At 66.1% G+C, this 2,120-nt stretch carries 1 protein-coding gene; it reads right to left on the reverse strand.

All coding sequences use genetic code 11. The features are described 5' to 3' along the window. Nucleotides 1–693 precede the first annotated feature (693 nt). A complete protein-coding gene (locus tag AB0C16_RS39915) occupies nt 694–1,431 on the reverse strand; it encodes a methyltransferase domain-containing protein (RefSeq protein ID WP_357691335.1) in 738 nt (245 codons plus the stop codon). Nucleotides 1,432–2,120: the final 689 nt, after the last annotated feature.

Below are 2,120 nucleotides of genomic sequence, written 5' to 3' on the forward strand. Positions count from 1 at the left end.
AAGCTTCTCAGCGCCGATGGTACTGCACTCGGGAGGGTGTGGGAGAGTAGGTCGCCGCCGGACAATCGTTTGATGTGGGAAGGGCCTCCTGGATTAGGGGGCCCTTCTCGCGTTTACGGCCCTGTGTTTACGGACCTTCGTTTACGGCCCGGTGTTTACGGACCTGCCTGCCTGCGTGTTTGCTTGGTTGGTGGGGTTTGGTCGGGTTCCGTTCGGGGCGGGGCCCGGTCGGGCTTGTTCGGGTGGGTTTCGGGCGGGCAGACCGCAGGCTTGTGGTTGGGCGGGGCGCAGCCGGTTGGGCTGCGGGCGGGCGGGCTCGGGCGGGCGGGCTCGGGCGCGGGTTTCGGGTGGTTGGTTTGGGGTTCCGGTGGCGGGGCCCCTTTTTTGCGTTTGCGAAACTGGTCAGGGAACGCACGAACGGTGACCGTCCCGGTGATAGCCACGGTCCAGAGCTCGATGTGTCAACATCGCCTGCCAGCCGGTACTTCATCTCTCAGGCGTGCCAGCTGGATTCGACAACATCGCCACGACCATCCGCCATCTCGCCCGGGACGCCAGCCGTATCCTGCCCATCCCTGGACTCATCTGATCAACGACGACTCACCGACTTCGCCGAGGCCCTGGTGATTCCAGGTTGGGGATCCGCCTTCCAGTGGCCTCTGAAGTGGCCTCGGGCTCCGATTTGTCTTCCCTCTAAGAACGGAGGACGAAGACGCCCCATCCCAGGTAGTGCCGGCCGTACTCGAGATGGGAGCGGCGTGCCTGGTCGAGGAAGTCGCGAATGGCTGGAGTGTCAGGGTCCTCCGGGTTGTTCCGGAGCCACTCGCTGAGTGTCCACCACTGGCTGGCAACGTACCTGTCCCAGCTGTCCAGGTTGGACATGACCATTTCCACCAACTCGAACCCGGCACTCTCAAACCGTTCGCCTGTGCCTGCGAGCGAAGTGAACGTGTCCCGGTCGATTCCGAGTGATTCGTATGCCTCGTCTGGCGGCGGGGTGATCCAGTAGCATTCGCCGACCAGGGCCAGCCCGCCTGAGCGCAGCGGCCGGCGCATCAGGTCGAGCGTGCCGAGCAGGCCACCGCCGATCCAGGTAGCCCCGAGGCACGAGACGATGTCGTACTTTTGAGGCTCGTCCTCGTACTTTCCGGCGTCAGCCTCGACGAAGCTCACTTGATCGGAGACGCCGAGCTCGTCGGCACGCTCTCTGGCGGCTGCGAGGAAGACCTTGCTGATGTCCACGCCGACCCCTCGCAGGCCGTAGAGGGACGCCCAGCGAGTCAGCAGCTCTCCCTTACCGCAAGCCAGGTCCAGCTGGCGGGTTCCTGGCACGATGCTGCAGATCTCTCCTAGGAGGTTGAGTTTGTCATCCGTGAGGGGGTTCAGGATCCGATGCCCGGACTCGGCGATCTCGTGGAAACGCAGCGACATGGTCAGCAGTGTTCCTGAAGTGCGCCATCGGGGCGACTCAATAAGCGGCCTCGGCCCGGCGCGTGGACGTTCCGGAGCTTGCTACGCTGGAACGAGCGGGCCACCCCCACGGGTGGCCTTCGTCGCGTAAGGCCCGAGGGCGGGCGGCGACCAGCCACGGCAGACCGTCATTTGCGTACGGATCTCGCTGAGTGAGCCAACGAAATGGACCAGAAGTGAACAGAGATAACGGATCGGACGGCGGACAGTCCGGGCGCGGCGACCACGAGGAAAGGCGGTCGCCCGGAAATACAGAGGGCGGGGCCGGTTCCCGCGGGCGCGAGGAGCGCGAATCCACGGGCGACCGTCCGTTCCGTTCCAACGAGCGCTCCAGCGATCGTGGTCAGCGGCGTGACGGCGACGATCGCCGGCCCTTCCAGGACCGTGGGCGCACTGAGCGCTCCGGATTCCACGGGCGGGACGATCGCGGTGGGAGCCGCGACAGCGGCCCCCGGCGTGAGGGTGGCTACGGTGGCGATCGTGGTCCGCGTCGTGATGATGAGCGGCGTTCGTTCCGTGATCGTGACGACCGTGGCCCCCGTGGTGAGGGCGGCTACGGCGGCCCCCGACGTGAGGGTGGCTACGGCGGTCCCCGGCGCGACGGTGATTCCGGTGCTGATCGGGGTCCGCGTCGTGATGATGAGCGGCGC

The organism is Nonomuraea sp. NPDC048916, from assembly GCF_040649575.1.
GTDB lineage: Bacteria > Actinomycetota > Actinomycetes > Streptosporangiales > Streptosporangiaceae > Nonomuraea.